This window comes from Actinacidiphila guanduensis (assembly GCF_900103985.1).
GTDB classification, from domain to species: Bacteria; Actinomycetota; Actinomycetes; order Streptomycetales; family Streptomycetaceae; genus Actinacidiphila; species Actinacidiphila guanduensis.
On the sequence record NZ_FNIE01000009.1, the window covers coordinates 217,629 to 241,586 of the forward strand.

Below are 23,958 nucleotides of genomic sequence, written 5' to 3' on the forward strand. Positions count from 1 at the left end.
CTTCTCGCCTCTTCTCGGTGGTGCGCGGCGGTCACGGGATGAGGTCGCCGAGGACCTCGTCCGCCAGGTACTCCACCAACTTCTCGACGGTGGGGCTGTTGAACATCACGTTCGTGCTGATGGTGCGGCCGAACACCTTCTCCAGGTTGGCCTTCACCTCCATGAGGCGGAGCGAGGTGAAACCCAGGGTGAAGTAGCTCTGATCGATGGGGAAGTCCTCGTCGCCGCCCATGAGGAGTACGTCCTTGAACTCCCCGACGACGATGTTCTCCAGGAATTCCGACCGTTCGGACCGGGGGAGCGAGGAGAGTTGCTCCACTGCAGCGGCGAGTTCGCTCATCGCATGCTCCATGTATGGGCCTCGGAAATGGCAGACGGACTGATGGAATCAGCCGTCGCTGACGACCGGCTGACGCGGGACTGATCCCCCGGCCCCCCGGCCGGCCGCTCCAGCTCCTGCACCGGCGGGCCGCCACAAGGAAAAGCCGGCCGCTCCGGATCGGAGGAATCCGGAGCAGCCGGCGGGGTGCACGGCGGGGAATCGACGGTGCGCGGAGAGGGCAGGATTCGAACCTGCGCGGGCTGTGAGGCCCGACCTCCTTGCGGTGGTCCCCGATAAGCCGCTCCGGGCACCTCTCCCTGTGTTCCGGTCCGGTTTCCCGTCCCGCTCACGAGAAATACTGTGCCAGGTCCTGCTGACACATCACTGACGCCGTCCTGACGCAATTCAACCCTCTTCGGAACGCTCTATCGCGGCCCTATTTCGCGGTGCTCTACTTCTCGGGAAGGAACTCGCCGAGAAAGGAAGGACCGCTGTGTCGACTTCGAGCGCAACGACCCTGGACAGTCCCGTCCTGCGGGCGATCAGGACGCACACCCAGGCCGACAACCCCAGCTCGTTCCTCGCCCTCAACTCCGGGAACAGCGTCTTCACCGTGCCCGGCGCCGACGGCGTGGCCGTCTACCGCCGCACGGGGAAGTACCTCGTCCAGTTCGGCGGCCCGTTCGCCGACCCCGGCTCCTACGGCCGGCTGCTGCAGGGGCTGCGGGAGTACGCCCGCTCCGAGGGGCTGCAGCTCGTCTCCGTCCAGCTGCAGCGCCCGGACGCGGAGATCTACCGGGAGGCCGGTTTCACGGTCAACCAGATAGGCGCCTCCTGGGCGGTGCACCTGCCCGACTTCACCCTGCGCGGCACCCGCTTCATGCAGCTGCGCAACAAGATCTCCCGCGCCCTGCGCAACGGCCTGAAGGTCCAGGAGGTTGCCGCCGACGCCTGGCAGGACGCCCTGAACGAGATCGACTCCGCCTGGCTGGTCTCCAAGGGCGAGCACGCCCGCCCGCTGGAGTTCCTGGTGGGCCAGATCGGCGGCCCGGCCCAGGAGCACCGCCGGCTGTTCGTCGGCACCATCGACGGCACCCCGGTCAGCTACATCTCCTACTCGCCGGTCTACGGCAGCCGGGCGGGGTGGATGCACGACCTGAGCCGGCGCATCCCCGGCGGCTCGCCGGGCCTGATGGAGGCGATCAACGCCGCGGCGATCGAGACCTTCGTCGCCGAGGGCGTGGAGTGGCTGCACTTCGGCTTCACGCCGTTCACCGGCCTCGCCGAGGAGAACGAACTGCCCGGCCGCAGCCCCTCGTTCCAGTGGCTGATGCACTTCCTGTGGGCCGAGGGCGAGGCCCTGTACCCGGCCCAGTCCCAGCTCGACTACAAGGAGAAGTGGGCGCCGCACGCGGTGCTGCCGGAGTACGTGGCCTTCGACGGCCCGGCCTCCATCGCCTCCTTCGCCCACATCTTCCGCGCCTGCAACGCGTTCTGACCCGGAAAGGAGCACCCGTCATGACCGCACAGCCCGAAGCACAGGCCGAAACGAAGGCCGACGCGCAGCCCGGCCCTGATGCCGGCAGCGATGCCCGCAGCACCGACGAGCTCAAGCACGCCCTCGTGGAGTCGCTCATGGGGGTGATCGGCGCCCCCGACGACGAGGGGGCGGCCTCGAACGCCGCGGCCCTCATCGCGACGCTGGACGCCCGGCTGGCCGCGGAGGCCGCGTAACACACCCAGGGGGGCGCCGGGTCCGTCCCCGCGCCCCCCATGTGCCTCCCCCGGCGCCCCCTGCGGCAGGTGGCGCCCCGCGCTCAGATCGCCGAGCGCAGCGGTATCCCGTGGCCCTCGTACAGGGCCGCCGCGGGTTCCAGGTCCAGCGCCGGGTCGGCCGCCAGCATCGCCTGGTAGAGCCGGCTCACCCGCGCGGTCGGCTCGATGCCCAGCTCCGAGACGAGCGTGCCGCGCAGCCGCTGGTAGGTCTGCAGCGCCTGCCAGACCCGCCCCGAGCGGTACTGCGCCAGCATGAACTGGGCGTGCAGCCCCTCGTGCAGCGTGTGCTGGGCCACCAGCGCGGCCAGCTCGCTGAGCACCTGCGCGTGCCGCCCCAGCCGCAGGTCCGCGCCGATCCGGCTCTCCAGCGCGCTGAGCCGGGCCTCCTCCAGGCGCAGCACCTCGATCTCCAGCACCAGCCCGGCCTTGACGTCCACCAGCGCCGGCCCCTGCCACAGCGCCAGCGCCTGGCCGAGCAGGTCGGAGGCGGCCCAGAAGTCGCCCGCCTCGTAGGCGGCCTGGCCCAGCTCCCGGAGCCGGTCGAACTCCATGGCGTCCACCTCGCCCGGCTGGATGTCCAGCCGGTAGCCGCCGTGCCGGGTGGACAGCACCTCCTTGGCGCCGGCCGCGCCGTCGGCCACGGCCCGGCTCAGCAGCCGCCGTAGCTGGAGGATGTAGGTCTGCAGGGTGGTCGGGGCGCTGCGCGGCGGCCGGTCGCCCCAGATCTCCTCCATCAGCGTCGGTACGGGCACCACGCCGTTCGCCCGCAGGGCGAGCAGTGCCAGAATCTGCCGCGGCTTGCCGGCAGTCGGGACGATGGACGCGTGCTGTTCCAGAGCTGTGAACGGACCCAGAAGCCTGATCTGCACCGCTGATCCGCCTCCTTCTCAAGAGTGGGAAGCCTGGCCTTGCGGTCTGAGGAGCGGGAAGCCTGGCCGGGGGAACGACTGCGGCGCCAAGGGCCGCGGTACGTCGCCAGTGCGTCGCCTCAAGCCTGAACAGCGTGGCGGGAATCCACCAGTGAGTTCTTCGTAACTCGGCCAGGAAATCCACCCGCCGCGACCCATGAGAAACACATGCCGGAAACGTGATGAACACACGTTCCACGCGCGTCACCGCTGAGCAGGATCATGGTCGCCCCACCCTTGCCCAGGCCAGATGCCGGCCACGCGCCGGCACGTTCGTCCACACGTACCGATCCGTAGGAGCAGACCTGTGAGCCTGACCGCTGCCGAGCCCGTGCCGGCGCCGACCTCCATCGCCGACGACCCGCGCTTCGTCGAACTGCTCGTGACCAGCGCGCTGGACCCGCGGCTCGCCGAGGCGTACGCGGCCGACCCGGCCGCCGTCCTCGCCTCCTTCGGCGTCACGGTGCCCGCCGGGGCCCCGCTGCCCGAACTGACCGCGGACGCCGCGGACGTCGAGGGGCTGGCCGACCCGGCCACGACGACCTTCTGCTGGGTCTGCGTGCGCGACGACAAGTGACGCCCGACGACACGTCCGAGGCCCGGCCGCCGCGTATACGCGGCGGCCTGCTGGCGTTCCGGCGCCACCTCCGGGTCGAGGAGGTGCCGGGCCGCGGGACCTTCGTCCTGTCCGAGCGGGGCCTGCGGGTCCTGGCCGGCCGCAGCGTCGGCCGGCTGGCGGCGCTGCTCGACGGCACCCGCGACGTGGCGTCCGTGCTCCGCGACGCGGGGCCGGACACCGACGCGCGCGCCATCGGCGCGGACCTGACGGCCCTGATCACGGCCGGGGTCGTCGCCGCGCGCGACCCGGCGCGGCAGGGGACCGGGGCGGCCGCCGACCCCGCCGCGGCCGCGTACTGGGACGCCGCGGGACTGCCGGGCCCCACCGCCGGGGCCCGGATCGGCCTGATCGTCACCGGCCGGTCCGACCCCGCCGCCGTCCGCGGCGAACTGGCCGCGCTCCAGGTCCCGTTGCTGCCCGAGCCCGGGGCCGGCCGCGGGGCCCCGCACCGGCCCGGGCATCCCGCCCGCCCAGGCGCCGGGGACGCTCCGCGCCGGCAGCCCGGTGCCGGACTGCCGCGGGCGTCCGGGGACGCGTCCGCCGGGGCCGGCGAGGTGCACCCGGCGGGGGACGCCGTGCCGAGTGTTGGGCGCGAGCAGGACGCGGGGGTGCCGCGTCCGTCCGGGGGCGGTGCGGCCGCCGGTGCCGAGGGGCTGTGCCCGCCCGGGGACGCCGTGCTCGACATCGTCGTCTGCGACGACTACCTCGCCGCGCCGCTGCGGGACATCGACGCCGCCCACCGTGCCGCCGGGCGGCCGTGGCTGCTGGTGCGGCCGGGCGGCCCGGTGCTGTGGACCGGGCCGGTGCTCCGGCCCGGGCAGGGACCGTGCTGGTCGTGCCTGACGTACTGGCTGCGCGAGCACCGCGCCGCCGAACGCGTCCTGCAGGACGCCCTCGGGCTCGCCGAGCCGCCCGCCCCGCCGGAGACCTCGCTGGCCGCCACCCGCTCGCTCGGGCTGCGCCTGGCCGCGCTGGAAGCCCTGAAATGGGCCGCGGGGCACAGCTACGAGGGCCCCGACGCGGTGCACACCCTGGACACCCTCACCCTGGAGGGCCGCCGGCACACCGTCACCCGCCGCCCGCAGTGCCCCGAGTGCGGCGACCCGTCGCTCGGCTCGCGGGCGGGCGCGCCCGTCGTCCTGGCCCCGCGCCCCAAGGGCTTCCGCGGCGCCACCGGCCACCGCGCGGTCGGCCCCCAGGAGGTGCTGGACCGCTACGGGCACCTGGTCAGCGACATCACCGGCCCCGTCGCCGAGCTGCGTCGCGCCCCGCACGGCCCGGCCGCCCTCAACGCCTTCGTCGCCGGCCACAACCTCGCGCTGACCGCGGGGACCTCGGGACCGGCCACCGGCCTGCGGCAGTTCGCCGGCGGCAAGGGCACCACCGAGGCGGAGGCGCGGGCGGGCGCGCTGTGCGAGGCGCTGGAGCGCCGCTCAGGCGTCTTCGACGGCACCGAACCGAAGGTGCGCGACACCCTGCGCGCGCTGGGCGCCGACGCCGTGCCGCCCAACGCCGTCCAGCTCTACGCCGAGCGGCAGTACCGCGAGCGGGCCGCCTGGAACCCGGGCCGGCCCGGGTACGAGCACGTCTGCGACCCGCTGCCCGCCGGCGAGCCGATCGACTGGTCGCCGGTGTGGTCGCTGACCGGGCGGCGCCACCTGCTGCTGCCCACCGCGCTGCTGTACTACGGCGTCCCGGACTCCGTCGCCGGCCGCCGCCACGCCCGCGCCGACTCCAACGGCTGCGCGGCCGGCAGCAGCCTGGAGGACGCCGTGCTCCAGGGCTTCCTCGAACTCGTCGAGCGGGACGCGGTCGCCCTGTGGTGGTACAACCGCACCCGCCAACCCGCCCTGGACCTCGACGCGTTCGGCGACCCCTGGCTGGCCGGGGTGCGCGACCTGCACGCGGGGCTGCACCGCGAGGTGTGGGCGCTGGACCTCACCGCGGACCTCGGCATCCCCGTGGTCGCGGCCCTCTCCCGGCGCACCGACCGGCCGGCCGGCGCGGGCGAGGACATCGTCTTCGGCTTCGGCGCCCACCTCGACCTCGGCGTGGCGGTCCGGCGGGCCGTCGCCGAGATGAACCAGCTGGCGCCCGCGGTCGTCGACGCCCGCGCGGACGGCACCGGCTACGGCCTGGACGACCCCGCCGCCCTCGCCTGGTGGCGCGGTGCCACCACCGGAGGCCATCCCTACCTGCTGGCGGACCCCGAGGCGAAGCCGACCGGCCCCGGCGACCACCCGTTCCCCGTGCACGCCGACCTCAAGGACGACCTGGACCTGATCACCGGCCTCGTCGCCGCGGCGGGCCTGGACCTGCTGGTGCTGGACCAGACCCGGCCGGACATCGGGCTGCCGGTGGCCCGCGTCCTGGTGCCCGGGCTGCGGCCGTTCTGGCGCCGGCTCGCGCCCGGCCGGCTCTACGACGTCCCGGTCCGGCTCGGCCGCCTGGCGGCCACCACGGAGTACGACGCGCTCAATCCGCTCTCAATGTTCATTTAATCATTCGAGTACGGCTGGAAAGCCTCTCTGTCCGCAACCGGACTTCCCCTGGCGCATCCGTTCGTTTATCGCCGAACGTATTCTGCATCGATGGACGATGCGACGGGGGCGTCGGCGGGCGGTGGCTACGGGCCCGCGGCCCAGGCTGAAGGCCATGACAACGATGACAACGATGATCGGGCGCAGCGGTACGCGGATGTCTCGCCACCGCGGTTCGCCCTTCTCATCCTCTGCGCGGTACTGGCCGGATTTCTGGTCCAGGTGTCCGTCAACCTCTACAGCGCCGGGGCGAACCGGACACAACTGATCACCGGCATCCTGTGTTTCACAGGAATATGCAGCATTCAGCTGCTGCACTCCCTTCCCGGCGGCTCCGGCCCGCGCCGCCGGGGCTTCGCCGCGACCCTGGGGATGCAGGCACTGCTCACCTTCCTGCCGATCGCGATGCTGGGGGACACCTGGGGCGCCGCGGGCGGCTTCCTGGCCGCCTCCACCCTGCTGCTGATTCCGTATCCGCTCAACTGGCCGGTGTTCCTGCTGGTCGCGGCCGCGAACCCGGTGATCGCCGGCCTCCGCCACAACTCCGCGCCCTTCGTGGTCTACAGCGCCACGTCCACCCTCATCACCGGCCTGATGATCTACGGGATCAGCCGCATGACCTGGCTGGTGTCCGAACTGCACCGCGCCCGCACACAGTTGGCCGCCATGGCGGTCTCCGAGGAGCGGCTCCGCTTCGCCCGCGATCTGCACGACCTCCTCGGCTACAGCCTCTCGGCGATCACGTTGAAGAGCGAAGTGGCGATTCGTCACATTCGTCACCGACATGAACAAGCCAAAGAAGAGCTGACGTCGATCCTTGCCATCTCGCGCCAGGCACTCGCGGATGTCCGGCACGTTGCGCGCAGCTATCGCGACCTGTCGCTGGGCACCGAGCTGGAGACCTGCGTGGCGATGCTGGAGTCGGCCGCGATCGAGGCGGTCGCCCACGTGGCCGCGCCGCTGCCGGAGGGGCAGACCAGCACCATCCTGGCGACCGTGCTGCGCGAGGCGGTGACCAACATGCTGCGGCACAGCAAGGTCCAGCACTGCGTGATCCGGCTGACCCGCAACGCCGACGCGCGCATCCGGCTGTCCATCGTCAACGACGGCACCGGCATGGAGGACCACGAGGGGGAGTTCACCGTGCCGGTCCCGCAGGCCCGCTCCGACAGCAGCGGCCTGGCCAACCTGGAGGCCCGCCTTGCGGCGGTCGGCGGCACCCTGTCGGCGGGGCTGCGGCCCGACGGGCGGTTCGAGGTGGTGGCCGAGGTGCCCGCGGTGGTTCCGCCGCCCCCGGAGCAGCCGGCGGACGGCGGCGCTCCCGCGGACTGCCCGCCCGCTCAGGCGCCGGGCCCGGACGGCCGCGCCGGTGCGCCGGCCGCCCCCCGGCTGTGGCTCAAGGCAGCCAGCCGGCAGCCTGGGCGATGCGAATCGCGTCGACCCGGTTCCGCGCGTTGAGCTTGGTGACGATCGTGGACAGGTAGTTGCGCACGGTGCCGGCCGACAGGAACAGCGTCGAGGCGATCTCCCCGACCTCCGCGCCCTGGGCGGCCAGCCGCAGCACCTCGGTCTCCCGGTTGGTCAGCGGGTTCTGCGCGTGGTCCCAGGCGGCCAGCACCAGCTCGGGGTCCACCACCCGCTCGCCGGCGCTCACCTTCCTTATGGCGCTGGCCAGTTGCTCCGGCGGCGCGTCCTTCAGCAGGAAGCCCGACACCCGGGCGGCCAGCGCCCGCTGGAGCAGCCCCGGGCGGCCCAGGCTGGTCAGGATGAGCGTGCCGCAGGAAGGCAGCAGCTCGTGCAGTGACGTGGCAGCCGACAAGCCGTCGGTCCCCGGCAGGTCGATGTCGAGTACGGCGATGTCCGGCCGGCACTCCAGTGCCGTGGACACCACCCGGTCGCCGTGGTCGACCTCGGACACCACTTCGATGTCCGGCTCCATCGACAGCAGAGCGACCAGCGCGCCGCGGACCATGTTCATGTCCTCGGCAAGCAGCACGCGGATCATGAGTCCCCTTCGCCCCGGTGGGCCGGGTCCCCCGTATGTCCCCGGCGCGAGCAACCGTACCCTCCAGCTCTACGGCCGCAAAGCGTCGGCGCTCATCGCACGGATGGCGCGCGCACCAGGCGTCACACGCCTTTCGGCGACGGTTCGCGCCCCCGGAACGCCGCCGCAAGCCGGTGTTCGGCTGCCGTCCGTCGCCGCGCCGCCCGCGGCGGCACGACGCGCCCACCGCACCGGAGGCAGAGCGTCCGGGCGCACCGGGACAGGACCTGGGAAGTCCTCGGGGAACCGGGAGGATCCGGCGGGAATCCGGCGGGAGCGCCCGCGGGAACCGGCGGGGAAGGGGTCAGCGCACGGGCGTGCCGCTCACCGTGGTCAGCGCCGGCAGCCGCCCGGCGAGGAAGAGCTGGCGCATCGCCGCGCGCTGGATCTTGCCGCTGGAGGTGCGCCGGATCGTGCCGGGCCTCACCAACTGCACATGCGTGGCCCGCACTTCGAAGTCACGGGCCACGCAGGCCCGGATCTCCCGGGCCAGCGCGGCCAGGTCCAGGTCGTACCGGCGGCCGACCCGCACCTCCTGCACCACGACCACCCGGTTGCGGCCCGGCTCGGCGCCGAACACCGCGGTCGCCCCGAACAGGCCACTGAGCTGCTGGATGCGGTGCTCGATGTCCTGCGGGTGCAGGTTGCGCCCGGCCACCACGACCATGTCCCGCAGCCGCCCGGTCACGAACAGCTCGCCGCGGTGCAGCACCCCGAGGTCGCCGGTGCGCAGGAAGCCGGTCTCGCCGTCCGCGGTGGTCTGGCCGAAGGTGCTCCGCGACTCCAGCGGCCGCTTCCAGTAGCCGTCGGCGACACTCGCCCCCCGGGTCCAGATCTCCCCGACCCGGTCCTCCGGCAGCACCCGGCCCGAGTCCGGGTCGACGATCCGCATGTCGTTGTCCGGTGTCACCGGCGCCCCGCAGCCGACCAGCGTACGCACCGGCCGGCCGGGCACCTCGGGTGCGAACTCCCCGTGCTCCAGCGCGGCCGCGTCCACCCGGTGCGGCTGCGGCGCCTGCCGGACGCAGGCCCGCCGGCCGGCGGTCAGCAGCGTGCTCTCGGCCAGCCCGTAGGCCGGCACGAAGGCGTCCGGCCGGAACCCCACCGGCCCGAACCGCTCGGCGAACGCCGCCATCGTCTCGGCCCGCACCGGCTCCGAACCATTGACCGCCACCTGCCAGCCGGACAGGTCCAGCCCGGCCAGCTGCTCGTCGGTGGTCTTGCGGGTGCACAGCTCGTAGGCGATGTCCGGCCCGCCGCTCACCGTCACGCCGTAGCTGCTGATGGTGTGCAGCCAGCGGGCCGGGCGGCGGGCGAAGTCGGCGGTGGGCATGATCACCCCGGTGGTGCCCAGCCACAGCGGGTGCAGCAGCAGCCCGGACAGGCCCATGTCGTGGTGCAGCGGCAGCCAGCCGCCGACCCGGGCGTGCGGCCCGGTGCCCAGCAGCTCCACCAACTCGCCCTGGTTGGCGAGGAGGTTGCGGTGCGTCAGCCGGGCGCCGCGCGGGTCGCGGGTCGAGCCCGAGGTGTACTGCAGGACCGCCAGGGCGTCCGGGTCGAGGTCCGGGCGCCGCCACTGCTCGCCGGGCGGCAGTTCGATGTCGTCCAGCGCCAGGCAGGGGAGCCCGGTCCGGCCCGCCGCCGACAGCAGCCGGGAGACCGAGGGCGCCGACTCGCGGTCGGTGAGCACCACGGACACCAGCGCGTCCTTGACGATACTGAGCACCCGTTCGTCCGCGCTGCGGCGCCCGTTGGGCGCGGGGCACGGCGTCGGCACCGCGCCGGCGTACAGGCAGCCGAAGAGCGCCTTGGCGAACAGCCCGGCGTCGTCCAGCAGGATCAGCACCCGCTGGCCGGCCATCCTGCGGTCCAGCAGCCAGCAGGCCAGTGCGCGGGCGGCCAGGTCGAGCTCCCCGTAGCTCAGCGACCGCGCCCGCACGTCCCCTGTCCCGGCCGGCCCCGTTGTTCCCGTCTGCTCCGTCGGCTCCGTTGTCCCCGTTCTTTCCGCTGTCCCCGTCGCGCCGTCCGGCCCGCTCCTCTCCACCAGCAGGTACGCGGTCCCGTCCGGATTCCCCTCCGAACGCCGTAGCAGCAGGTCGATCAGCGTACGCGGAGCGTCCACGCCTTCCCCCTCTCCCCGAGCGCCCCACCTTGGCGTGCGCCCCCTTGAGCGCGGCTTGAGCGCCGGGTGAGCACCGGAAAGCGCCGGCGGACCACCGGGAAACGCAGGGGGGATCACCGGGGGAGACGGGGCCCTGGTTTGGGGGACGCGCCCGGCGGGGTAAGGTAACCGGCTTCGATTGGCGTCCCGCGGGCCGGGTATGGCAGACTACCCAAGTTGCTCGGTCGAGCGCCGATGCTGCGCGCCTCCCGTCGGGAGGACCGGAAGCGAGTCCCACAGTACTCGTCGTCCCATCTGCCCCCTGGGCAGCGCTGGGGCGGACGTACGGGAATCTTCCGGGAAGCGTCAGTGCGGCTCCGGCCAGGCATCCGGTGGGATCTCTCCCACGCAACCCCTGTCCAGGGCTTTCCGCTGGCGGAAAACCATGTGCGAGGGGCGCGACACGCCCGACCGCGTGGGTCGGGTGGGTGCGGATGCCGGAGCGAGAAGAGACAAGGACTACGGAGTAGCCATGGCGGGACAGAAGATCCGCATCCGGCTCAAGGCCTACGACCACGAGGTCATCGACTCCTCGGCGAAGAAGATCGTCGAGACGGTGACGCGTACTGGTGCGCAGGTCGCGGGCCCGGTGCCGCTGCCCACTGAGAAGAACGTGTACTGCGTCATCAAGTCGCCGCACAAGTACAAGGACTCGCGCGAGCACTTCGAGATGCGCACGCACAAGCGCCTGATCGACATCCTCGACCCGACGCCCAAGACCGTTGACTCGCTGATGCGCCTGGACCTGCCGGCCGGCGTCGACATCGAGATCAAGCTCTGAGAGGCGCGGAGAAGATGGCTAAGCAGATCAAGGGCATCCTGGGCGAGAAGCTCGGCATGACCCAGGTCTGGGACGAGAACAACCGTGTCGTCCCGGTGACCGTGGTCAAGGCCGGCCCGAACGTCGTGACCCAGGTGCGTACCAGCGAGAACGACGGCTACGAGTCGGTCCAGCTCGCCTTCGGCGAGATCGACCCCCGCAAGGTGAACAAGCCCCTCAAGGGCCACTTCGCCAAGGCCGAGGTCACCCCGCGCCGCCACCTGGTGGAGCTGCGCACCTCCGACGCCGCCGAGTACGCGCTCGGCCAGGAGATCACCGCCGAGGTGTTCGAGGCCGGCGTCAAGGTCGACGTCACCGGCAAGAGCAAGGGCAAGGGCTTCGCCGGTGTCATGAAGCGCCACAACTTCGGTGGCCTCGGCGCCGGCCACGGCGTCCAGCGCAAGCACCGCTCGCCGGGCTCCATCGGCGGCTGCGCCACCCCCGGCCGCGTCTTCAAGGGTCTGCGGATGGCCGGCCGGATGGGCAACGAGCGGGTCACCACCCAGAACCTGACCGTCCACGCCGTTGACGCGGAGAAGGGCCTGCTGCTCATCAAGGGCGCGGTTCCCGGTCCGAACGGCGGCCTCGTCCTGGTCCGCACCGCGGCCAAGGGGGCCTAAAGGGATATGAGCACTGTTGACATCCTGTCGCCCGCGGGCGACACCACCGGGACCGTAGAGCTCCCGGCCGAGATCTTCGACGCCAAGGTCAGCATCCCGCTGATCCACCAGGTCGTCGTCGCGCAGCTGGCCGCGGCCCGCCAGGGCACGCACAAGACCAAGACGCGCGGCGAGGTCCGCGGTGGCGGCAAGAAGCCGTACCGCCAGAAGGGCACCGGCCGCGCCCGCCAGGGCTCGACCCGCGCGCCCCAGTTCGCCGGCGGTGGCGTCGTGCACGGCCCCGTGCCGCGCGACTACTCGCAGCGGACCCCGAAGAAGATGAAGGCCGCCGCGCTGCGCGGTGCCCTCACCGACCGGGCCCGCCACAACCGGATCCACCTGGTGACCGGCGTCGTCGAGGGCGAGACCCCGTCGACCAAGGCCGCCCGGACCCTGCTCGGCAAGATCAGCGAGCGCAAGAACGTGCTGCTGGTCATCGAGCGGGCCGACGAGGCCGGTTGGCTGTCCGCCCGCAACCTGCCCCAGGTGCACATCCTGGACGCCGGCCAGCTGAACACCTACGACGTGCTCGTCTCCGACGACGTGGTCTTCACCAAGGCCGCGTTCGACCGGTTCGTCGGTGTCCCCGGTAACGGCGCCGCCGAGACCGAAGGGAGCGACGCCTGATGGCCGAGCAGACCGCGACCGAGACCGTCCCCGTGGCGGCCCAGGTCACCAGCAAGACCTTCACGGACCCGCGCGACCTGCTGATCAAGCCGGTCGTCTCCGAGAAGAGCTACGCGCTGCTGGACGAGAACAAGTACACGTTCGTCGTCGACCCGCGCGCCAACAAGACCCAGATCAAGCAGGCCGTCGAGGCGGTCTTCCAGGTCAAGGTCACCGGGGTCAACACGATCAACCGGCAGGGCAAGCGCAAGCGCACCCGCACCGGTTTCGGCAAGCGGGCCAACACCAAGCGCGCCATCGTGACCCTTGCCGAGGGCGACCGCATCGACATCTTCGGCGGCCCGGTCTCCTAACGGGGACTGGGACGTTCAGAAGTCCGGAATCTTCCGAGGACTGAGAAATGGGTATCCGCAAGTACAAGCCGACGACCCCGGGCCGTCGTGGCTCATCCGTCGCCGACTTCGTCGAGGTCACGCGGTCCACGCCGGAGAAGTCGCTGGTCCGCCCGCTGCACAGCAAGGGCGGCCGTAACAACGCCGGTCGTGTGACCGTCCGCCACCAGGGCGGTGGCCACAAGCGCGCCTACCGTGTCATCGACTTCCGTCGGCACGACAAGGACGGCGTGCCCGCCAAGGTCGCGCACATCGAGTACGACCCCAACCGCACCGCGCGCATCGCGCTGCTGCACTACGCGGACGGCGAGAAGCGCTACATCCTCGCCCCCGCCCGCCTGCAGCAGGGCGACCGGATCGAGAACGGCGCCAACGCCGACATCAAGCCGGGCAACAACCTGCCGCTGCGCAACATCCCGGTCGGCACCACGATCCACGCGATCGAGCTGCGGCCCGGCGGCGGCGCCAAGATCTCCCGCTCCGCGGGCGCCTCGGTGCAGCTGCTGGCGAAGGAGGGCAACATGGCCACCCTTCGCATGCCCTCCGGCGAGGTCCGGATGGTCGACGTCCGCTGCCGCGCCACCATCGGCGAGGTCGGCAACGCCGAGCAGTCGAACATCAACTGGGGCAAGGCCGGCCGCATGCGCTGGAAGGGCGTCCGCCCGACCGTCCGCGGTGTCGCCATGAACCCGGTGGACCACCCGCACGGTGGTGGTGAGGGCAAGACCTCCGGTGGTCGCCACCCGGTCTCCCCGTGGGGTCAGAAGGAAGGGCGTACGCGTTCTCCCAAGAAGGCGAGCAACAAGTACATCGTCCGCCGCCGCAAGACGAACAAGAAGCGCTAGGAGCGGGTTTTCAGATGCCGCGCAGTCTCAAGAAGGGGCCCTTCGTCGACGACCACCTGATCAAGAAGGTGGATGTCCAGAACGAAGCCGGCACCAAGAACGTCATCAAGACCTGGTCCCGCCGCTCGATGATCGTCCCGGCCATGCTGGGCCACACGATCGCGGTGCACGACGGCCGTAAGCACGTCCCGGTGTTTGTCACTGAGTCGATGGTCGGCCACAAGCTCGGCGAGTTCGCGCCGACCCGCACCTTCCGCGGCCACGAGAAGGACGACCGCAAGTCGCGCCGCCGCTGACCGGAGACGGTCGGCCGGGCAACGCGACAGCGACAGCCATGACAGACACCGAAGGGACAACCATGGAAGCCAGGGCCCAGGCGCGGTACATCCGCGTCACGCCCATGAAGGCCCGCCGCGTGGTGGACCTCATCCGTGGCATGAGCGCCACGGAGGCTCAGGCGGTCCTGCGTTTCACGCCGCAGGCCGCGAGCGTGCCGGTGGGCAAGGTGCTCGACAGCGCCATCGCCAACGCCGCGCACAACTACGACCACACCGACGCCGAGTCGCTGTTCATCAGCGAGGCGTACGTGGACGAGGGCCCGACCCTGAAGCGGTTCCGGCCGCGCGCCCAGGGCCGTGCCTACCGCATCCGCAAGCGGACCAGCCACATCACCGTGGTCGTCGCCAGCAAGGAGGAGACCCGGTAATGGGCCAGAAGGTAAACCCGTACGGGTTCCGGCTGGGTGTGACCACGGACTTCAAGTCCCGTTGGTACGCCGACAAGCTCTACAAGGACTACGTCAAGGAGGACGTCGCCATCCGCCGGATGATGACGTCCGGCATGGAGCGGGCGGGCATCTCCAAGGTGGAGATCGAGCGCACCCGTGACCGGGTCCGCGTCGACATCCACACCGCCCGGCCGGGCATCGTCATCGGCCGCCGCGGCGCGGAGGCCGACCGCATCCGCGGCGACCTGGAGAAGCTGACCGGCAAGCAGGTCCAGCTGAACATCCTCGAGGTCAAGAACCCCGAGATGGACGCCCAGCTGGTGGCCCAGGCGGTCGCCGAGCAGCTGTCCTCCCGCGTCTCCTTCCGCCGTGCCATGCGCAAGAGCATGCAGGGCACGCTGAAGGCCGGCGCCAAGGGCATCAAGATCCAGTGCGGCGGCCGCCTCGGCGGTGCCGAGATGTCGCGCTCGGAGTTCTACCGCGAGGGCCGGGTGCCCCTGCACACCCTGCGGGCGAACGTGGACTACGGCTTCTTCGAGGCCAAGACCACCTTCGGCCGGATCGGTGTGAAGGTGTGGATCTACAAGGGCGACGTGAAGAACATCGCCGAGGTCCGCGCCGACAACGCCGCCGCGCGCGCCGGCAACCGCCCGGCCCGCGGTGGCGGCAACGAGCGTCCGCAGCGCCGCGGTGGCGAGCGCGGTGGCCGCGGCCGTCGTCAGCAGGGCGACGCCCCGCAGGGGGCACAGGCCCCCAAGGCGGAGGCCACCACCGCTCCTGAGGCCCCGGCCGCGGCTGAGACCCCCGGAACGGAAGGCTGAGTCCCATGCTGATCCCGCGCAGGGTCAAGCACCGCAAGCAGCACCACCCCACGCGGCGTGGTATGGCCAAGGGCGGCACCGAGCTGGCGTTCGGCGAGTTCGGTCTGCAGGCCGTGACCCCGGCCTACGTGACCAACCGGCAGATCGAGTCCGCTCGTATCTCCATCACCCGGCACATCAAGCGTGGCGGCAAGGTCTGGATCAACATCTACCCGGACCGTCCGCTCACCAAGAAGCCGGCCGAGACCCGCATGGGTTCCGGTAAGGGCTCGCCCGAGTGGTGGATCGCGAACGTCAAGCCCGGACGGGTGATGTTCGAGCTGTCCTTCCCGAACGAGAAGGTTGCCCGCGAGGCGCTCACCCGCGCCGCGCACAAGCTTCCGATGAAGTGCCGCATCGTGCGGCGCGAGGCAGGTGAGTCGTGATGGCGGCCGGTACCAAGGCTTCCGAGCTGCGCCAGCTGGGCGACGAGGAACTCGTCAACAAGCTGCGCGAGGCCAAGGAGGAGCTGTTCAACCTCCGTTTCCAGGCGGCCACCGGACAGCTGGAGAACAACTCCCGGCTCAAGACCGTCCGCAAGGACATCGCCCGGATCTACACCCTCATGAGTGAGCGCGAGCTCGGCATCGAGACGGTGGAGAACGCCTGATGAGCGAGAAGAATGTGACTGAGACCCCTGAGCACCGCGGCTTCCGCAAGACCCGTGAGGGTCTGGTCGTCAGCGACAAGATGGACAAGACCGTGGTGGTCGCCGTCGAGGACCGTGTGAAGCACGCCCTCTACGGCAAGGTCATCCGCACCACCAACAAGCTCAAGGCGCACGACGAGCAGAACGCCGCCGGTGTCGGCGACCGCGTCCTCCTGATGGAGACCCGGCCGCTGTCGGCGACCAAGCGCTGGCGCGTCGTGGAGATCCTCGAGAAGGCGAAGTAACCGCCGCGGGGCGACCCGCACGGCGGCCGGTCCCGGCCGCGGGCCGCGCACTCCGATCCCGATCGGAGCGCCGGCCCCGGCCGGACCGCCGGCCAGGCAATTCCTGCGGGATCCCCCGCAGGACGGTTCCGCCAGGCTCGGCCGCCCGCAGCAGCGGGTGCGCCGGGAACCGGCAGACACACAGGAGAAAGACGTGATCCAGCAGGAGTCGCGACTTCGCGTCGCCGACAACACTGGTGCCAAGGAGATCCTTTGCATCCGTGTTCTCGGTGGTTCGGGTCGCCGCTACGCGGGCATCGGTGACGTCATCGTGGCCACCGTCAAGGACGCGATCCCCGGTGGCAACGTGAAGAAGGGCGAGGTCGTCAAGGCTGTCGTCGTGCGCACCGTCAAGGAGCGCCGCCGTGCCGACGGCTCGTACATCCGCTTCGACGAGAACGCGGCGGTCATCCTCAAGAACGACGGCGACCCCCGCGGCACCCGCATCTTCGGCCCCGTGGGCCGGGAGCTGCGCGAGAAGAGGTTCATGAAGATCGTCTCGCTCGCGCCGGAGGTGCTGTAACCGATGAAGATCAAGAAGGGCGACCTGGTCCAGGTCATCACCGGCAAGGACAAGGGCAAGCAGGGCAAGGTCATCGTGGCCTACCCCCGCGAGGACCGCGTCCTGGTCGAGGGCGTCAACCGGGTCAAGAAGCACACCAAGGCCGGCCAGACCGACCGCGGTTCGAAGACCGGCGGCATCATCACCACCGAGGCGCCGATCCACGTCAGCAATGTGCAGCTGGTCGTGGAGAAGGACGGCAAGAAGGTCGTGACCCGCGTCGGCTACCGCTTCGACGACGAGGGCAACAAGATCCGCGTTGCCAAGCGGACCGGTGAGGACATCTGATGACTGCCACCACTACCGCGCCCCGGCTGAAGGTGCGCTACCGCGAGGAGATCGCGGGCAAGATGCGTGACGAGTTCCACTACGAGAACGTCATGCAGATCCCCGGTCTCACCAAGATCGTGGTCAACATGGGTGTGGGCGACGCCGCCCGCGACTCCAAGCTGATCGAGGGCGCCATCCGCGACCTCGCCACGATCACCGGCCAGAAGCCGCAGGTCACCAAGGCCCGCAAGTCCATCGCGCAGTTCAAGCTGCGCGAGGGCCAGCCGATCGGTGCCCACGTCACGCTCCGCGGCGACCGCATGTGGGAGTTCCTGGACCGGCTGCTGTCGCTGGCGCTGCCGCGTATCCGCGACTTCCGCGGCCTGTCGCCCAAGCAGTTCGACGGGCGGGGCAACTACACCTTCGGTCTCACGGAGCAGGTCATGTTCCACGAGATCGACCAGGACAAGATCGACCGGGTCCGGGGCATGGACATCACCGTGGTCACCACGGCGACCAACGACGACGAGGGCCGCGCCCTGCTTCGTCACCTCGGCTTCCCGTTCAAGGAGAACTGACCGTGGCGAAGAAGGCTCTGATTGCCAAGTCGGCTCGCAAGCCCAAGTTCGCTGTGCGCGCGTACAACCGCTGCCAGCGCTGTGGCCGGCCGCACTCCGTCTACCGCAAGTTCGGCCTGTGCCGGGTGTGCCTCCGCGAGATGGCGCACCGTGGCGAGCTGCCGGGCGTGACCAAGAGCTCCTGGTAGTCGGACCTCACCTCCGACCACCGGACCGAACCACTACGCCGTAGGTCCCCGCACCACACCCGCCCCCGGCCGCCCGGCCGGGGGAGAGGGACGGAGCAGACAGGAAACCCCGGCGAGAGAGGCCCAGGGCCAAACTCATGACCATGACAGACCCCATCGCAGACATGCTCACCCGTCTGCGGAACGCGAACTCGGCGTACCACGACGAGGTCGTGATGCCGTTCAGCAAGATCAAGTCGCACATTGCGGAGATCCTCCAGCAGGAGGGCTACATCACCGGCTGGAAGGTCGAGGAGGCGGAGGTCGGCAAGAACCTCGTCCTCGAGCTGAAGTTCGGCCCGAACCGCGAGCGCTCGATCGCCGGCATCAAGCGGATCAGCAAGCCTGGTCTGCGGGTCTACGCAAAGTCCACCAACCTGCCGAAGGTGCTCGGCGGCCTGGGCGTGGCGATCATCTCCACGTCGCACGGGCTGCTCACCGGCCAGCAGGCGCAGAAGAAGGGCGTGGGTGGGGAAGTCCTCGCCTACGTCTGGTAACCGGGAAAGAGAGGTAGAGCAATGTCGCGTATCGGCAAGCTGCCCATCTCGGTTCCCGCCGGAGTGGACGTCACCATCGACGGCCGGACGGTCGCGGTGAAGGGCCCCAAGGGCTCGCTCACCCACACCGTCGCCGCGCCGATCGAGATCGCACGGGGCGAGGACGGCACGCTGCTCGTCACCCGCCCCAACGACGAGCGTGTCTCGAAGGCCCTGCACGGCCTGTCCCGCACGCTGGTGGCGAACATGATCACCGGCGTGACCGCGGGCTACAGCAAGGCGCTCGAGATCAGCGGTGTCGGCTACCGCGTCCAGGCGAAGGGCTCCGCCCTGGAGTTCGCGCTGGGCTACAGCCACCCGATCCTCGTCGAGGCCCCCGAGGGCATCTCCTTCAAGGTCGAGTCGCCGACGAAGTTCTCCGTCGAGGGCATCGACAAGCAGAAGGTCGGCGAGGTGGCGGCCAACATCCGCAAGCTGCGCAAGCCCGACCCGTACAAGGCCAAGGGCGTCAAGTACGCGGGCGAGGTCATCCGCCGCAAGGTCGGAAAGGCTGGTAAGTAGCCATGGCATACGGTGTGAAGATCGCCAAGGGCAAGGCGTACAAGGGTGCGGCGCTCAAGCGCCGGCACATCCGGGTGCGCAAGCGCGTCAACGGTACGGCCGAGCGTCCGCGCCTGGTCGTCACGCGGTCCAACCGCGGCATCGTTGCGCAGGTGATCGACGACCTCGCGGGCCACACGCTCGCGTCGGCGTCGACCCTCGACGCGTCCATCCGCGGCACCGAGGGCGACAAGAGCGCCAAGGCCAAGCAGGTCGGCCAGCTCGTGGCCGAGCGTGCCAAGGCCAAGGGCGTCGAGGCTGTCGTGTTCGACCGGGGCGGCAACCAGTACGCGGGGCGGATCGCCGCTCTCGCGGACGCCGCCCGCGAGGCCGGACTGAAGTTCTGAACCGCCCGTCGCTGCAGCGGCCCCGCGCCGCTGCGTTGCTAGCGGAAAACGCGTTCAACAGGGAGAGGTAATTCCAATGGCTGGACCCCAGCGCCGCGGCAGCGGTGCCGGTGGCGGCGAGCGACGGGACCGCAAGGACCGGCGGGACGGCGGCCAGCAGGCCGAGAAGACCGCATACGTCGAGCGGGTCGTCGCGATCAACCGCGTCGCCAAGGTTGTGAAGGGTGGTCGTCGCTTCAGCTTCACCGCGCTGGTCGTGGTGGGCGACGGTGACGGCACCGTCGGTGTCGGCTACGGCAAGGCCAAGGAGGTGCCGGCCGCCATCGCCAAGGGTGTGGAGGAGGCCAAGAAGCACTTCTTCAAGGTCCCCCGTATCCAGGGCACCATCCCGCACCCCATCCAGGGCGAGAAGGCCGCGGGTGTCGTGCTGCTCAAGCCGGCGTCCCCCGGTACCGGTGTGATCGCCGGTGGCCCGGTGCGCGCCGTGCTGGAGTGCGCGGGCATCCACGACGTGCTGTCCAAGAGCCTCGGCTCGGACAACGCGATCAACATCGTGCACGCCACGGTGGCCGCGCTCCAGGGCCTGCAGCGGCCCGAGGAGATCGCCGCCCGCCGCGGTCTGCCGATCGAGGACGTCGCGCCCGCGGCCCTGCTGCGCGCGCGTGCCGGGGTGGGTGTCTGATGGCGCGCCTGAAGGTCACCCAGACCAAGTCCTACATCGGCAGCAAGCAGAACCACCGTGACACCCTGCGCTCGCTCGGCCTGAAGCGGCTGAACGACGTGGTGGTCAAGGAGGACCGCCCGGAGATCCGCGGCATGGTCCACACCGTCCGCCACCTCGTCACGGTCGAGGAGGTCGACTGATCATGGGCGACAACCCGATCAAGATCCACAACCTGCGTCCGGCCCCCGGCGCCAAGACCGCGAAGACCCGTGTCGGTCGCGGTGAGGCGTCCAAGGGCAAGACGGCCGGTCGTGGCACCAAGGGCACCAAGGCCCGCTACCAGGTTCCCGAGCGCTTCGAGGGCGGGCAGATGCCGCTGCACATGCGGCTGCCCAAGCTCAAGGGCTTCAAGAACCCGTTCCGCACCGAGTACCAGGTGGTGAACCTGGACAAGCTCGCCGCCCTGTACCCCGAGGGCGGGGAGGTCACCGTGGCCGACCTGGTCGCCAAAGGTGCCGTGCGCAAGAACCAGCTCGTCAAGGTGCTCGGCACCGGCGAGGTGTCGGTGGCGCTCCAGGTGACCGTGGACGCGGTCTCCGGCTCCGCGCGTGAGAAGATCACCGCGGCCGGCGGCACCGTCACCGAGCTCGTCTGAGCACCATGCACCACCCGACCGGGGGCGCCCAGAAACTTCGGGGCGCTCCCGGTCGTTCCTTTCTGTGAATTTTCCCCGGCCGATGGGTCATTCCGCGCGGGGGCACCGCGCCGGTAAGGTGACTGGGCCCGTATCCGTCAGAAATCTCATCCGTGACGTCCTTCCGCCGTGGCGCGGGGGGTGCAGGAGGCACCGTGCTCACCGCGTTCGCCCGGGCGTTCAGGACGCCCGACCTGCGCAAGAAGCTGCTCTTCACGCTGGCCATCATCGTGGTCTACCGGCTGGGCGCGCACGTCCCGGTGCCCGGCATCGACTTCGGCGTGGTCAATGACTGCGTGAAGCAGACCAAGGGCAACAACAGCCTCTTCGGCCTGGTCAACATGTTCAGCGGCGGCGCGCTGCTCCAGCTGACGATCTTCGCGCTCGGGATCATGCCGTACATCACGGCGAGCATCATCCTGCAGCTGCTGACGGTGGTCATCCCGCGCCTCGAGGCCCTCAAGAAGGAGGGCCAGGCCGGCACCACGAAGATCACCCAGTACACCCGGTACCTGACGGTCGCGCTCGCGGTGCTGCAGGGCACCGGCCTGGTGGCCACCGCCCGCTCCGGCAACCTCTTCTCGACCTGCACCCAGGGCAACGACATCGTGCCCAACCAGTCGATCTTCACCACGGTCACGATGGTGACCTGCATGACCGCGGGCACCGTGATGATCATGTGGCTCGGCGAGCTGATCACCGACCGCGGTATCGGCAACGGCATGTCGATCCTGATGTTCGTCTCCATCGCCGCCGGCTTCCCCGGCTCGCTGTGGGGCATCAAGGTCTCCGGCACCATCGCCGGCGGCTGGGTGGAGTTCATCGCGGTGATCCTGATCGGCCTGGCGATGGTCGGCCTGGTGGTCTTCGTCGAGCAGGCCCAGCGGCGGATCCCGGTGCAGTACGCCAAGCGCATGATCGGCCGCCGCTCGTACGGCGGCACCTCGACCTACATCCCGCTCAAGGTGAACCAGGCGGGTGTGATCCCGGTCATCTTCGCCTCGTCGCTGCTCTACATCCCCGCGCTGATCGTCCAGTTCTCCGGCTCGACCGCGGGCTGGGCGCAGTGGATCTCGCGGAACTTCACCAAGGGCGACCACCCGGCCTACATGGCGGCCTACTTCCTGCTGATCGTCTTCTTCGCCTTCTTCTACGTGGCCATCTCGTTCAACCCCGAAGAAGTTGCGGACAACATGAAGAAGTATGGTGGGTTCATTCCCGGCATCCGGGCCGGTCGTCCCACCGCCGAGTACCTGAGTTACGTGCTCAACCGCATCACGTGGCCGGGTTCGCTGTACCTGGGCCTCATCGCCCTCGTTCCGACGGTCGCGATCGCGATCTTCAACGGGAGCAACGGCAACTTCCCTCTGGGTGGCACCAGCATCCTCATCATCGTCGGTGTGGGTCTGGAGACCGTGAAGCAGATCGAAAGCCAGCTCCAGCAGCGTAACTACGAAGGGTTCCTCCGCTGATGCGAATCGTCCTGGTCGGGCCCCCGGGCGCCGGGAAGGGGACGCAGGCCGCGTTCCTCGCCAAGAACCTCTCGATCCCGCACATCTCCACGGGCGACCTGTTCCGCGCGAACATCAGCCAGGGCACCGATCTGGGCAAGCAGGCCAAGGCGTACATGGACGCCGGCAACCTGGTGCCCGACGAGGTCACCATCGGCATGGCGGAGGACCGGCTCGACCAGGCGGACGCCGCCGACGGCTTCCTGCTGGACGGCTTCCCGCGCAACGAGCAGCAGGCCCGGGCGCTGGACGCCTACCTTGCCCGGCACGGCATCGCGCTGGACGGCGTGCTCGACCTGGAGGTCCCCGAGGACGAGGTGGTCAAGCGGATCGCCGGCCGCCGGATCTGCCGCAACGACAGCGCGCACGTCTTCCACGTGGAGAACCAGAAGCCCGCGGTCGAGGGCGTGTGCGACATCTGCGGCGGCGAGCTCTACCGGCGCGACGACGACGCCCCGGACAAGGTGCGCAACCGGCTCGAGGTCTACCACCGCGAGACCGAGCCGATCATCGACTACTACCGCAAGCAGGACCTGGTGGTCACCATCTCCGCCCTCGGCCCAGTGGCCGAGGTCACCCGGCGGGCGATGGCGGCCCTGCGCGCGGGCAGCGAGCGCCCGGCCTGAGCCGCCGGCGCAGGTGAACGAGCGGTATACGGCCGTGGTGCCCCGAGCGGGCGCCACGGCCGTATGGTTGAAGGCACGTACGGCAGGTGCACGGCAACGCGGCGGCCCGGGGGAGCCCCGGACGCGGCGGCCGGCGGCACGCCGGCAGACCCACGGCAGGTAGAGGGAAGGGCTCAGTCCGCGATGGTGGAGATCAAGACCCCGGAGCAGATCGCCAGGATGCGCGCGGCCGGGCTGGTCGTCGCGGCGATCCACGAGGCGACCCGGGCGGCTGCGGTGCCCGGCGTCACCACCAAGGACCTGGACGAGATCGCCGCGAAGGTGATCGCCGACCACGGCGCCAAGCCCAACTTCCTCGGCTACGGCGGCTTCCCCGCCAGCATCTGCACCTCGGTCAACGACGTGGTGGTGCACGGCATCCCGGACCGGGTGACCGTGCTGAAGGACGGCGACATCATCGCCATCGACGCCGGCGCCATCGTGGACGGCTGGCACGGCGACGCCGCCTTCACCACCCTGGTCGGCACCGGGCACGACCCGCAGCTCGCCGAGCTGAGCCGGGTCACCGAGGAGTCCATGTGGGCCGGCATCGCCGCCTTCCGCAAGGGCAACCGGCTGGACGACATCTCGCACGCCATCGAGTCCTACATCCGCCGCCAGCCCCGCCCGGCGTCCGGCAAGTACGGCATCGTGGAGGGCTACGGCGGCCACGGCATCGGCAGCGCCATGCACATGGACCCGCACCTGCTCAACTACGTCACCAAGAAGCGCGGCCGCGGCATCCGCCTGGTGCCCGGCCTGTGCCTGGCGATCGAGCCGATGGTGACGCTGGGCACCCCGCACACCCACGTGCTCGAGGACGAGTGGACGGTGAAGTCCGACGACGGCTCCTGGTCGGCGCACTGGGAGCACACCGTGGCCCTCACCGAGGACGGCCCGCTGGTGCTGACCGCGCCGGACGGCGGCCGGGCCAAGCTCGCCGAGTTCGGCGTCACCGCCGCGCCCGATCCGCTCGCATAGGCGTCCGCCCCGGTCCCCGGGGTTGGCGATCACCCGGCGTGGGCATACTCCCCGGATTCGTGTTTCTGCTCGGTGTCGCGTAGACTCATACGTCGGCCCCGCGTGTCTTCCGGCATGTCCGGAGCCGAC

Annotated in this window: 33 protein-coding genes and 1 tRNA gene; 29 read left to right on the plus strand and 5 right to left on the minus strand. The window is 70.5% G+C overall.

Features of this window, described 5'->3' with window-relative positions:
- Positions 1–31: 31 nt before the first annotated feature.
- Positions 32–340: an acyl carrier protein gene (locus BLR33_RS20970; RefSeq protein WP_093786091.1), complete on the minus strand. Its 309-nt coding sequence runs from the start codon at positions 338–340 to the stop codon at positions 32–34.
- Between the two features lie 212 nt (positions 341–552).
- Positions 553–639, minus strand: a tRNA-Cys gene (locus BLR33_RS35290).
- Between the two features lie 176 nt (positions 640–815).
- Here BLR33_RS35290 and BLR33_RS20975 point away from each other — a divergent pair.
- Together BLR33_RS20975 and BLR33_RS20980 are read left to right on the plus strand one after the other, a co-directional pair.
- The gene (locus BLR33_RS20975) at positions 816–1,820 is read left to right on the plus strand and encodes a bifunctional lysylphosphatidylglycerol flippase/synthetase MprF (RefSeq protein ID WP_093786092.1); all 1,005 of its coding nucleotides are present in this window, start codon (positions 816–818) and stop codon (positions 1,818–1,820) included.
- A 20-nt stretch (positions 1,821–1,840) separates the two neighbouring features.
- A complete protein-coding gene (locus BLR33_RS20980) occupies positions 1,841–2,056 on the plus strand; it encodes a hypothetical protein (protein WP_093786093.1) in 216 nt (71 codons plus the stop codon).
- A gap of 83 nt (positions 2,057–2,139) precedes the next feature.
- On the opposite strand, the gene BLR33_RS20985 is transcribed toward BLR33_RS20980, so the two are convergent.
- Positions 2,140–2,967 carry an AfsR/SARP family transcriptional regulator gene (locus tag BLR33_RS20985; protein WP_093786094.1) on the minus strand — a complete coding sequence of 276 codons (828 nt, stop codon included), beginning with the start codon at positions 2,965–2,967 and terminating at the stop codon, positions 2,140–2,142.
- Positions 2,968–3,313: 346 nt separating this feature from the next.
- On the opposite strand from BLR33_RS20985, the gene BLR33_RS20990 reads away from it, so the two are divergent.
- The 3 genes from BLR33_RS20990 (at position 3,314) to BLR33_RS21000 (ending at position 7,623) form a co-directional block, all read left to right on the plus strand.
- The gene (locus tag BLR33_RS20990) at positions 3,314–3,583 is read left to right on the plus strand and encodes a hypothetical protein (protein ID WP_093786095.1); all 270 of its coding nucleotides are present in this window, start codon (positions 3,314–3,316) and stop codon (positions 3,581–3,583) included.
- The gene (locus tag BLR33_RS20995; RefSeq protein ID WP_093786096.1) at positions 3,580–6,126 is read left to right on the plus strand and encodes a TOMM precursor leader peptide-binding protein; all 2,547 of its coding nucleotides are present in this window, start codon (positions 3,580–3,582) and stop codon (positions 6,124–6,126) included. The genes BLR33_RS20990 and BLR33_RS20995 overlap by 4 nt, the downstream gene beginning before the upstream one ends.
- 90 nt (positions 6,127–6,216) lie before the next feature.
- The gene (locus BLR33_RS21000; RefSeq protein WP_093786097.1) at positions 6,217–7,623 is read left to right on the plus strand and encodes a sensor histidine kinase; all 1,407 of its coding nucleotides are present in this window, start codon (positions 6,217–6,219) and stop codon (positions 7,621–7,623) included.
- On the opposite strand, the gene BLR33_RS21005 is transcribed toward BLR33_RS21000, so the two are convergent.
- Positions 7,562–8,170, minus strand: a complete 609-nt coding sequence (locus BLR33_RS21005) for a response regulator transcription factor (protein ID WP_093786098.1) — start codon at positions 8,168–8,170, stop codon at positions 7,562–7,564. The two genes, BLR33_RS21000 and BLR33_RS21005, sit on opposite strands and share 62 nt — an antisense overlap.
- 343 nt (positions 8,171–8,513) lie before the next feature.
- Positions 8,514–10,331 carry a fatty acyl-AMP ligase gene (locus BLR33_RS21010; protein ID WP_143031727.1) on the minus strand — a complete coding sequence of 606 codons (1,818 nt, stop codon included), beginning with the start codon at positions 10,329–10,331 and terminating at the stop codon, positions 8,514–8,516.
- A 511-nt stretch (positions 10,332–10,842) separates the two neighbouring features.
- Here BLR33_RS21010 and rpsJ point away from each other — a divergent pair.
- From rpsJ to map, 24 genes are all read left to right on the plus strand, one after another.
- Positions 10,843–11,151: a 30S ribosomal protein S10 gene (rpsJ, locus tag BLR33_RS21015; RefSeq protein WP_014144312.1), complete on the plus strand. Its 309-nt coding sequence runs from the start codon at positions 10,843–10,845 to the stop codon at positions 11,149–11,151.
- Positions 11,152–11,165: 14 nt separating this feature from the next.
- Positions 11,166–11,810, plus strand: coding sequence for a 50S ribosomal protein L3 (gene rplC / locus BLR33_RS21020; RefSeq protein ID WP_093786100.1), 645 nt, complete (start codon positions 11,166–11,168; stop codon positions 11,808–11,810).
- A gap of 6 nt (positions 11,811–11,816) precedes the next feature.
- Entirely contained in the window at positions 11,817–12,476 is a 660-nt protein-coding gene (gene rplD, locus BLR33_RS21025; RefSeq protein WP_093786101.1) for a 50S ribosomal protein L4, read from the plus strand.
- Positions 12,476–12,829 carry a 50S ribosomal protein L23 gene (gene rplW, locus BLR33_RS21030; protein ID WP_093786102.1) on the plus strand — a complete coding sequence of 118 codons (354 nt, stop codon included), beginning with the start codon at positions 12,476–12,478 and terminating at the stop codon, positions 12,827–12,829. Before rplD ends, rplW begins: the two co-directional genes overlap by 1 nt.
- A gap of 47 nt (positions 12,830–12,876) precedes the next feature.
- Positions 12,877–13,713 carry a 50S ribosomal protein L2 gene (gene rplB / locus BLR33_RS21035; protein WP_093786103.1) on the plus strand — a complete coding sequence of 279 codons (837 nt, stop codon included), beginning with the start codon at positions 12,877–12,879 and terminating at the stop codon, positions 13,711–13,713.
- 14 nt (positions 13,714–13,727) lie between these two features.
- Entirely contained in the window at positions 13,728–14,009 is a 282-nt protein-coding gene (gene rpsS / locus BLR33_RS21040) for a 30S ribosomal protein S19 (RefSeq protein ID WP_014178772.1), read from the plus strand.
- A gap of 62 nt (positions 14,010–14,071) precedes the next feature.
- A complete protein-coding gene (gene rplV / locus BLR33_RS21045) occupies positions 14,072–14,419 on the plus strand; it encodes a 50S ribosomal protein L22 (protein ID WP_093786104.1) in 348 nt (115 codons plus the stop codon).
- Positions 14,419–15,261 carry a 30S ribosomal protein S3 gene (rpsC, locus tag BLR33_RS21050; RefSeq protein WP_093786105.1) on the plus strand — a complete coding sequence of 281 codons (843 nt, stop codon included), beginning with the start codon at positions 14,419–14,421 and terminating at the stop codon, positions 15,259–15,261. The genes rplV and rpsC overlap by 1 nt, the downstream gene beginning before the upstream one ends.
- Positions 15,262–15,266: 5 nt before the next feature.
- Positions 15,267–15,686 carry a 50S ribosomal protein L16 gene (gene rplP / locus BLR33_RS21055; protein WP_093786106.1) on the plus strand — a complete coding sequence of 140 codons (420 nt, stop codon included), beginning with the start codon at positions 15,267–15,269 and terminating at the stop codon, positions 15,684–15,686.
- Positions 15,686–15,910: a 50S ribosomal protein L29 gene (gene rpmC / locus BLR33_RS21060; RefSeq protein ID WP_093786107.1), complete on the plus strand. Its 225-nt coding sequence runs from the start codon at positions 15,686–15,688 to the stop codon at positions 15,908–15,910. Before rplP ends, rpmC begins: the two co-directional genes overlap by 1 nt.
- On the plus strand, positions 15,910–16,194 hold the full coding sequence (rpsQ, locus tag BLR33_RS21065) for a 30S ribosomal protein S17 (protein ID WP_093786108.1): 285 nt from the start codon (positions 15,910–15,912) through the stop codon (positions 16,192–16,194). The genes rpmC and rpsQ overlap by 1 nt, the downstream gene beginning before the upstream one ends.
- A 193-nt stretch (positions 16,195–16,387) precedes the next feature.
- Entirely contained in the window at positions 16,388–16,756 is a 369-nt protein-coding gene (gene rplN, locus BLR33_RS21070; RefSeq protein WP_037912379.1) for a 50S ribosomal protein L14, read from the plus strand.
- A 3-nt stretch (positions 16,757–16,759) separates the two neighbouring features.
- Positions 16,760–17,083, plus strand: a complete 324-nt coding sequence (gene rplX / locus BLR33_RS21075; RefSeq protein ID WP_093786109.1) for a 50S ribosomal protein L24 — start codon at positions 16,760–16,762, stop codon at positions 17,081–17,083.
- Positions 17,083–17,643, plus strand: a complete 561-nt coding sequence (gene rplE, locus BLR33_RS21080) for a 50S ribosomal protein L5 (RefSeq protein WP_093786110.1) — start codon at positions 17,083–17,085, stop codon at positions 17,641–17,643. Before rplX ends, rplE begins: the two co-directional genes overlap by 1 nt.
- Before the next feature lie 2 nt (positions 17,644–17,645).
- Positions 17,646–17,831: a type Z 30S ribosomal protein S14 gene (locus BLR33_RS21085; RefSeq protein WP_093713218.1), complete on the plus strand. Its 186-nt coding sequence runs from the start codon at positions 17,646–17,648 to the stop codon at positions 17,829–17,831.
- A gap of 137 nt (positions 17,832–17,968) precedes the next feature.
- On the plus strand, positions 17,969–18,367 hold the full coding sequence (gene rpsH, locus BLR33_RS21090) for a 30S ribosomal protein S8 (protein WP_093786111.1): 399 nt from the start codon (positions 17,969–17,971) through the stop codon (positions 18,365–18,367).
- A gap of 21 nt (positions 18,368–18,388) precedes the next feature.
- A complete protein-coding gene (rplF, locus tag BLR33_RS21095; RefSeq protein ID WP_093786112.1) occupies positions 18,389–18,928 on the plus strand; it encodes a 50S ribosomal protein L6 in 540 nt (179 codons plus the stop codon).
- Between the two features lie 2 nt (positions 18,929–18,930).
- Complete coding sequence (rplR, locus tag BLR33_RS21100; protein WP_093786113.1) at positions 18,931–19,314, plus strand: 50S ribosomal protein L18; 384 nt, start codon at positions 18,931–18,933, stop codon at positions 19,312–19,314.
- Positions 19,315–19,390: 76 nt separating this feature from the next.
- The gene (gene rpsE / locus BLR33_RS21105; protein WP_031524774.1) at positions 19,391–19,996 is read left to right on the plus strand and encodes a 30S ribosomal protein S5; all 606 of its coding nucleotides are present in this window, start codon (positions 19,391–19,393) and stop codon (positions 19,994–19,996) included.
- Positions 19,996–20,178, plus strand: a complete 183-nt coding sequence (gene rpmD, locus BLR33_RS21110; RefSeq protein ID WP_037912396.1) for a 50S ribosomal protein L30 — start codon at positions 19,996–19,998, stop codon at positions 20,176–20,178. The genes rpsE and rpmD overlap by 1 nt, the downstream gene beginning before the upstream one ends.
- Positions 20,179–20,180: 2 nt before the next feature.
- Complete coding sequence (rplO, locus tag BLR33_RS21115; protein ID WP_407639704.1) at positions 20,181–20,633, plus strand: 50S ribosomal protein L15; 453 nt, start codon at positions 20,181–20,183, stop codon at positions 20,631–20,633.
- A gap of 194 nt (positions 20,634–20,827) precedes the next feature.
- Positions 20,828–22,144, plus strand: a complete 1,317-nt coding sequence (gene secY, locus BLR33_RS21120; protein ID WP_093786115.1) for a preprotein translocase subunit SecY — start codon at positions 20,828–20,830, stop codon at positions 22,142–22,144.
- Positions 22,144–22,809, plus strand: coding sequence for an adenylate kinase (locus BLR33_RS21125; protein WP_093786116.1), 666 nt, complete (start codon positions 22,144–22,146; stop codon positions 22,807–22,809). Before secY ends, BLR33_RS21125 begins: the two co-directional genes overlap by 1 nt.
- Before the next feature lie 183 nt (positions 22,810–22,992).
- Positions 22,993–23,829, plus strand: a complete 837-nt coding sequence (gene map, locus BLR33_RS21130) for a type I methionyl aminopeptidase (protein WP_093786117.1) — start codon at positions 22,993–22,995, stop codon at positions 23,827–23,829.
- The last annotated feature ends 129 nt before the right edge of the window (positions 23,830–23,958 follow it).